Annotated in this window: 6 protein-coding genes; 5 read left to right on the forward strand and 1 reads right to left on the reverse strand. The window is 61.1% G+C overall.

Features of this window, described 5'->3' with window-relative positions; all coding sequences use genetic code 11:
* Window positions 1–111: 111 nt before the first annotated feature.
* The 5 genes from IFT67_RS20145 to IFT67_RS20165 all read left to right on the forward strand — a co-directional run bounded on the left by IFT67_RS20145 (window position 112) and on the right by IFT67_RS20165 (window position 6,317).
* Window positions 112–2,361: a TonB-dependent receptor domain-containing protein gene (locus IFT67_RS20145; protein ID WP_197983185.1), complete on the forward strand. Its 2,250-nt coding sequence runs from the start codon at window positions 112–114 to the stop codon at window positions 2,359–2,361.
* An 88-nt stretch (window positions 2,362–2,449) separates the two neighbouring features.
* Complete coding sequence (locus IFT67_RS20150; protein ID WP_192239878.1) at window positions 2,450–2,914, forward strand: NUDIX domain-containing protein; 465 nt, start codon at window positions 2,450–2,452, stop codon at window positions 2,912–2,914.
* Between the two features lie 283 nt (window positions 2,915–3,197).
* A complete protein-coding gene (locus tag IFT67_RS20155) occupies window positions 3,198–3,788 on the forward strand; it encodes a hypothetical protein (protein ID WP_192239879.1) in 591 nt (196 codons plus the stop codon).
* Window positions 3,789–4,040: 252 nt separating this feature from the next.
* On the forward strand, window positions 4,041–5,042 hold the full coding sequence (locus tag IFT67_RS20160) for a M48 family metalloprotease (RefSeq protein ID WP_192239880.1): 1,002 nt from the start codon (window positions 4,041–4,043) through the stop codon (window positions 5,040–5,042).
* 132 nt (window positions 5,043–5,174) lie between these two features.
* Entirely contained in the window at window positions 5,175–6,317 is a 1,143-nt protein-coding gene (locus IFT67_RS20165; RefSeq protein ID WP_192239881.1) for a hypothetical protein, read from the forward strand.
* Window positions 6,318–6,469: 152 nt separating this feature from the next.
* Here IFT67_RS20165 and IFT67_RS20505 read toward each other — a convergent pair.
* On the reverse strand, window positions 6,470–6,650 hold a 181-nt coding region (locus tag IFT67_RS20505; RefSeq protein ID WP_206757951.1), incomplete at its 5' end, for a hypothetical protein.

A 6,650-nucleotide genomic window follows, 5' to 3' on the forward strand; every position in this document is an offset into this window, starting at 1 on the left:
GCGCTGGGCGCGACCGATCTGAAGACTTTGCTCGAACGCTTGAAAACGCTCACGACGTCCGCAAGTGGCGGGGATCCGGTCTATCTGCTCAATGGCCGACGGATGTCGAGTATGAACGAGCTCTACAGCCTGCCGCAGGAGGCGATGGAGAAGATCGAGGTCTTGCCTGAGTCCGAGGCTGCACGGTTCGGTTTTCCTGCCACTGTTCGCGTAATGAACTTCATCACCAAAAAGAAGTTTCGTGCGGTGACGTACCAGCAGGCCACCGGCACCACGACGGAAGGCGGCGGTGAGACGAACTATGTCGAGGTAACCGCCGCCCGCATCGACGGCCCGCGCCGCGCAACGCTGACGATGTCGCATCTGAGGCTCAACCCGATTCTACAAAGCGAACGGGCGATCGGGCCCGATCCGGACACGCTGTATGCGCTTGGCGGCAACATCACGGGGGTAGGCGGGGGGAGTATCGATCCAGCGCTCGATGCTCTGGTCGGTAACCCGGTTACGATCGCCGCGGTGCCGAACGACCCGGCAAGTCGGCGAACTTTGGCGGGATACGTCGCCGGCGCAGGGGTGCCTGCGGTTACCGATGTCGGGCGCTATCGCTCGCTCCAGCAGCGGAACGACAGGATCTCTGTCGACGGCACCGTCGCGGCGCCGATCGGCAAGTCGATGAGCGGGTCGCTTAACTTGTCGATGGAGGCGCAAAGGAACACTGGCTTGAACGGCTTGGCGCCCGCCCTGCTCACGGTACCGGGAGGGAGCGGCGTGCTGCCCTTTGCTGACGATGTTCTGCTCTACCGCTATCTGCCCGACGCGGTGCTCCGGCAGCGGAACACTAGCCTGACTTTGCACGGTTCGGGTCTGGTACAGGGCAGTATCCGGCGCTGGGGGTGGAACGTCACCACCAGCTACGACCGGGTGCGGGGGCTTGCACGTTCGCAACAAGGCGTCCCGATCGACGACTTGCAGGCCTCGATCGATGCGGGCGGTGATCCGCTGGCAATGTTGCCCCCCGAAGCGGCCGCGCTGCGTCAGGACTATCGAAGCCGGACTGTGACCGGCACCTTGCTGACGAAGGCGGTCGCGAACGGTCCGCTGGTCAAGCTGCCGGCCGGCGACGCGCAGGTCACGCTGGCGGGCGATTACGCACGGTCGAGCAGTTCGGGGAGCCTGCCGGGTTTGCAGCAATCGACGCTGGACCTCACGCGCACGACGAAAGGGGCAAGCGTCAACGCGGATCTTCCGATCGCCTCCGCCAATCAGGACGTGCTCGCGTTCCTCGGGCAACTGTCGGTCAACGGCATGATCGGTGTGTCGGACGTATCCGATTACGGTCGGCTGGTCAGTTCCAACTACGGTCTGACATGGTCGCCGGTGCGACCGATCCAGCTGATCGCGTCGGTCAACGAAGCGCAGACCCCGCCGGCGATCGCGCTGTTGACCAATCCGACGGTCACCACGCCGAACACGCCCTTTTTCGACTTCACCACCGGCACCAGCGTGCTCGTCACGACGATCGCTGGCGGCAACCCTGCCTTGGCCCCGGAGCGACGGCGGATTGTCACGCTGGGCGTGGCCGTATCGCCGATCAAGGCAAAGGATCTGCGGCTTACCGCAAATTATCTCGAAACGCGCATCGACAATCAGACGGCGACGTTGGGCAGCGCCACAGCGGCATTCCAAACCGCGTTTGCCGATGCGTTTCAGCGCAATGCCGCAGGCCAACTCGTCAGTGCCGACCTGAGGCCGGTCAACATCGCGCGCGAACGCGAAAAGAAGATGCAGGTTACGCTCAGCCTGTCGACGCCGATCGGTCGTACCCCCCGGCCGCCGACGCCGCCCGTCGGTACCGCCGCGAAGGACAGCCCGCCGCCAGCCGCACCCAAGCCCAGACCGCAAATTTATGTGTCGATGACCACGACGTGGCGGCTCGACGATCGCCTGTCGTTGCGAAGCGATCTACCGGCGCTGGACCTGCTGGATGGCGACACGCTGACCGGCACCGGCGGGCGCCCTCGCTGGGAAACCGAACTGAACCTGAGCGGATCGCTCGGGGCTGCGAACATCGGGCTGTATGGCCGGTTGCAGGGGCCGACCCGAATTCGCAGCGACCTGGCGGCGTCGGACCTTCGGTTTTCGGGCCGGACGTGGCTCGTGCCCTACGCATCTCTCAAGGTCGACCAGATCGTTAAACGTCCCTGGGCAAAAGCCATGATGCTGCAGTTCACGGTCGAGAACCTGTTGAACAATCGGATCAACGTGCGCGATCGGCTCGACCGCGTCCCAAACCGTTTCCAAGCCGCGTACATCGATCCGTTAGGTCGCTCCGTCCGGCTCGGTCTGCGCAAGCTCTTCTGAGACGTGAGCCTCGTGGATTACTGCAAACGGTGGGTATTTGACGCGGCTCTAGCTTGCCGGATCGGTTCCTGCGGCTTTAGATCACAATGTGCTTCGACGACCGTCCTCCCGATTGTTGGTTCTTGATCCAGACGATCGCGTTTTGCTGTTTCGCTTCGAGCATAAGAAGGGCGCCCTGATCGGGCAAACCTTCTGGGCTACGCCCGGGGGCGGCCTTGCCGAAGGGGAGGCCTTTGAGCAGGCGGCTATCCGTGAGCTGTTTGAGGAAACAGGTGTCGTGGTCGAAATAGCGGGCCGCCAAGTCGCACAGCGGCTCGCATCCTTTGTACTACCTTCTGGCGAGATAGTTGAGGCCGACGAGCGATATTACGTTGTTCGGGTCCATCAAAGTACCGTGTCGACCGCCAACTGGACCAAGATGGAGCATACCGTGATGTCCGTCCACCGGTGGTGGAGCCAAGCGGAACTTGAGGTAACCGCCGAACAGGTCTGGCCTGAAAATCTATGCTACATGCTCATCGAAACCGGGGAGTGGACCGCGGCCCCGCGGTGATTGGTCAGTTACGCTATCGCCGTAAAGACTTGCTTCAGGTCGCAGCGGACATGAACGAATGGCGGAAGTTGGGAGACCCAAATCCACGGGGGAATGACCGGTTGTGGGTCTGGCGGAAGCCGTAGGGTAGGGCGTGTTCGTCCAAACCTGGACGTTCATGCCGGCGATCCGGGCTCCCGATACAGCCATTCGTTTATTTGGATCGGTAAATGGGTCAAACCTTATCCATCGGCACGATCCTGGAGGGAAGGTTTCAGCAACCACTATGAGGTAGGTGGCGTTCATGAACGCCGAAAACCGTGCCGTGACGCTCAAGGCAAGCAGGCTGAAGCTTCTGCCGCAAGCTATTTTGCTCGTAGCATTTCTGCTTCCCTTTGCGCTCCTGGCTATAAGTTATGGCTATGCGCTGGTCAGAAAAGATCGCGTAGAACTAGCCGATCTTGCTATTCTCGCGATTTTTACGCCTATCGCACTTGTCTTCGTGTGGCTTCAAGTGCGCACGCTTCGTCGTTTAGCTCGTCCTGATTTGCTAAGGGTGACCACCGGTGGCGTAGAACTGACCTTCCAGGGCACGAGGCTTTACCATTCTTGGTCGGCTTTGGGGGAGCCCGTATTGCGGCGTTTAAATGGTAAAGGCGCTGCGCGTTCGATAGTCATGCTCCAACGCAGCGGCGGCAAGCTAGTCATAGCGGCCGAGGACTATGCGCAAGAGCCCGATGATATATTGGTAATTATCAAACAGGCTAAGGCCGGTTTTGTAATAGAGCCGGCCCAAAATCCCTCGAACGCACTATATGCGTTTCTGGCAATTCCGGCTTCGTGCATCACGCTTGGCATTTCCATTATCGGCCTAGTGTGGATTGTTTTTAGATAACCGATCAACCCGGACCTAGTTATCCAATCCATGGTGGCGGAAGCCGCCGGTCCGCTTTTCTCCCCATTCGGGTCTCTGACCGGCGGTCTTCCTCCCCCGCAACTTCGGACCCTCGTCCAGAAAACACAGCGATACTCCCCCGCTTAGCAGCAACTGGCGGGACGATCGGTAGATCAGTGCAGAGCGGTATCGATGCTAATCCGGAACAACGGTGTATGGGTCGCTTTATACCGTCGTAACCGGGAGAGCTTCATGATCCGCCGTCACATTGCCGTACTGCTAGCCGGCGCATTCGTGCTTGCGCCCGTTGCCCCTCTCACTGCCCAGAACACGGTCCGCTCAATTTCGCCGACTGACAAGGCGCAGGGCACTCAGGCTCATCCACAACTGCTCGCGCAGTTCGGCGGTGCGTACAAGGGGCCGCAGGCGACATTCGTCGAACGCGTCGGCAAGCGTGTCGCGGTCCAGTCTGGCCTGTCGAATGCAGGCAGCGACTTTACCGTCACTCTGCTAGACTCCCCTGTCGAGAATGCCTTCGCCATCCCGGGCGGGTACATCTACGTCACCCGTCAGCTGCTCGCACTGATGACCTCGGAGGCAGAACTCGCTTCCGTGATGGGCCATGAGGTAGGCCATGTTGCCGCCCGCCACGCCGCCTCGCGCAACACGCGTGCGACGATTGGTGGCCTGCTTGCCCGTGGCGTCAGCCTAGCTACGAAAAGCGATCTTGCGACCCGCCTCGCCGGCACGGGCGCGCAGTTGTACACGCTGAAGTACGGACGTGATCAGGAATATCAGGCGGACGCGCTTGGCGTCCGCTACATAACCGCTGCGGGCTACTCGCCCTATGCCTCCGCCGACATCCTGGCTGCGCTCGATGAGTCCACTGGACTGACGGCGCAGGCCAGCGGCACCGCACGTTCTGCGCCGACATGGGCATCGACGCATCCGAATGGAGCCGATCGTGTGCAGCGCGCAGAGGCACTGGCGAAGGCCACCGGCAAGCCGGAGCTTGCGACAACCCAGGATACGGCGTTCCTCCGCATGCTCGATGGCCTGCCATATGGCGACGGCAAGGAGGGTCGCAAGGTCATCCGGATCGTTACCGTTGGCGCAAGGGACACGATCGATACGTTGAGCCAGCGCATGGCGGTCGCCGACGGCAAGCGCGAACGTTTCATCGTCATCAACGGCGTTCCGGCTGACGAGTCGCTGAAGCCCGGGACGCTCGTCAAGCTGGTGGTCGCCGCATAACCGCGGATATGAGGATCGGCGAAGCTGCAATCGTGGATGACGTGCGACCTATGGGCCTGTCAGGGACGCCGGTCTTCGGATCGTCACCAATGAGAAGGGTCATGTCGTGACGGTGATCCCGGGGCGACAGCGATGAGCGTTGCGCGCGCTGCAATCCTGTCGGAAATGGAGTCCGCCCTACGCCGTTTCACCCTTGATGAGGCAGCCGTCACGACCGAACTACTGCTCCGCCTGAGGGACGCCCTGGAGCCGGGCGACGAGCAATGGTTCGATCAATTCGACAGCCATGTCATGACGCTCGACGGCGCCAGTACCTATCAGCCGCAAGGCAACACGGAGCGACTTGCTTCTGACCACGCCCTGCAAGCTACGTTGCTCGCGCTGCACGAGCTTGTTCGCCGACGGCGCGAGGGTGAGATGACGAAGCCGCCTTCGAATACCGACGAAGGCAATTGTACCGACGTTGCCGGGCGGGGGCCGTCTGAACGTGACCGGCTCCTCCACGCTGTACAGGACACCCTGTTCATACTTACCCGGACGGCTCGCGCACCCGCCCGTTTACTCAACGACGTCGAGGATCGTTCGGACTGGAAAAATCTGGTTCTATGGTTCGCCGAGGCGCTAATCGGGGAAGGTCTCGCGACGATCGAGGGTGGAGATCGTACGTCGACATCCCACCTCAAGCATCTTCGCGACCATCCATACGATAGGGGTGGCGAGGATCAGGCGTGGGAAACGCTGCTCGTGTCGCTCACCGGACTCGGTGTCCTGTTTACCGCCGAGGTGGGGATCGTAACTCTGGGCCAGCCGCTCAGTACCTCATTTACCGCGAAAGCGGAGGGGTGGGGTATCGGTGAGTCGACAGCGCCGGCGCACCATGTCGATGCCGCGCCGTCCCACGGCACGTCGTCGGACGTTGCAGCTGCGATCGCGGATGGGCGGTGGACCATCAACGCCCGAGTGCTTCTCGATGACGGCGGACAGTTGGTAGTCTTTCTGTCGGACAATGCGAACAACCCGACGGTATCGGCGATTGTCGGACGCGAGGTATTCCGCTGCGACGTACGTGGCGCGCCTATGTGGCAGATCACAGCTGAGGCCGGAACGACCGATTCCAGAACGCATCATTTCAATCACGCGACCGTGACCAGCGAGCCTTTCGTCAGCGTGTTCGAGGCGGACGGAAACTATTACGCCAGCCGCTGGAACGGCGACACATTCGTGATTGATATGTCTAGCGGAAAGGCATCGTACTCGGGTTGGGCTCGGACGTGATGACGGTCGCGGTATATCTGGTGTGACTTTATATTCCGGCTTCTTGCGCGCTGATCGCGGCCGCGTCTCAAGAATACCTAAGCGACGTTGCCGCAACTGACGATTGTCGACCCTTAGTCGCGACAGATGCGACCAAATTGGACGTTGGCACGCTAAATTTCGGCGCGAACCAGAAACCGCATGCCATCTTCTTGATGATACGGAACAGACCACGCCGCCTTGATTTGAGGTCTGGTTGCGCGTTGCGACGTTCCCTGATTGGACTGTGGATCGGCGTGGAAAAAGGACCCCGGTAGCGGGGTGATCGGCGTCGAAAAAAGACCCCTCATTCCG

The sequence above is a fragment of the Sphingomonas sp. CFBP 13728 genome (assembly GCF_014841895.1).
Classification (GTDB): domain Bacteria; phylum Pseudomonadota; class Alphaproteobacteria; order Sphingomonadales; family Sphingomonadaceae; genus Sphingomonas.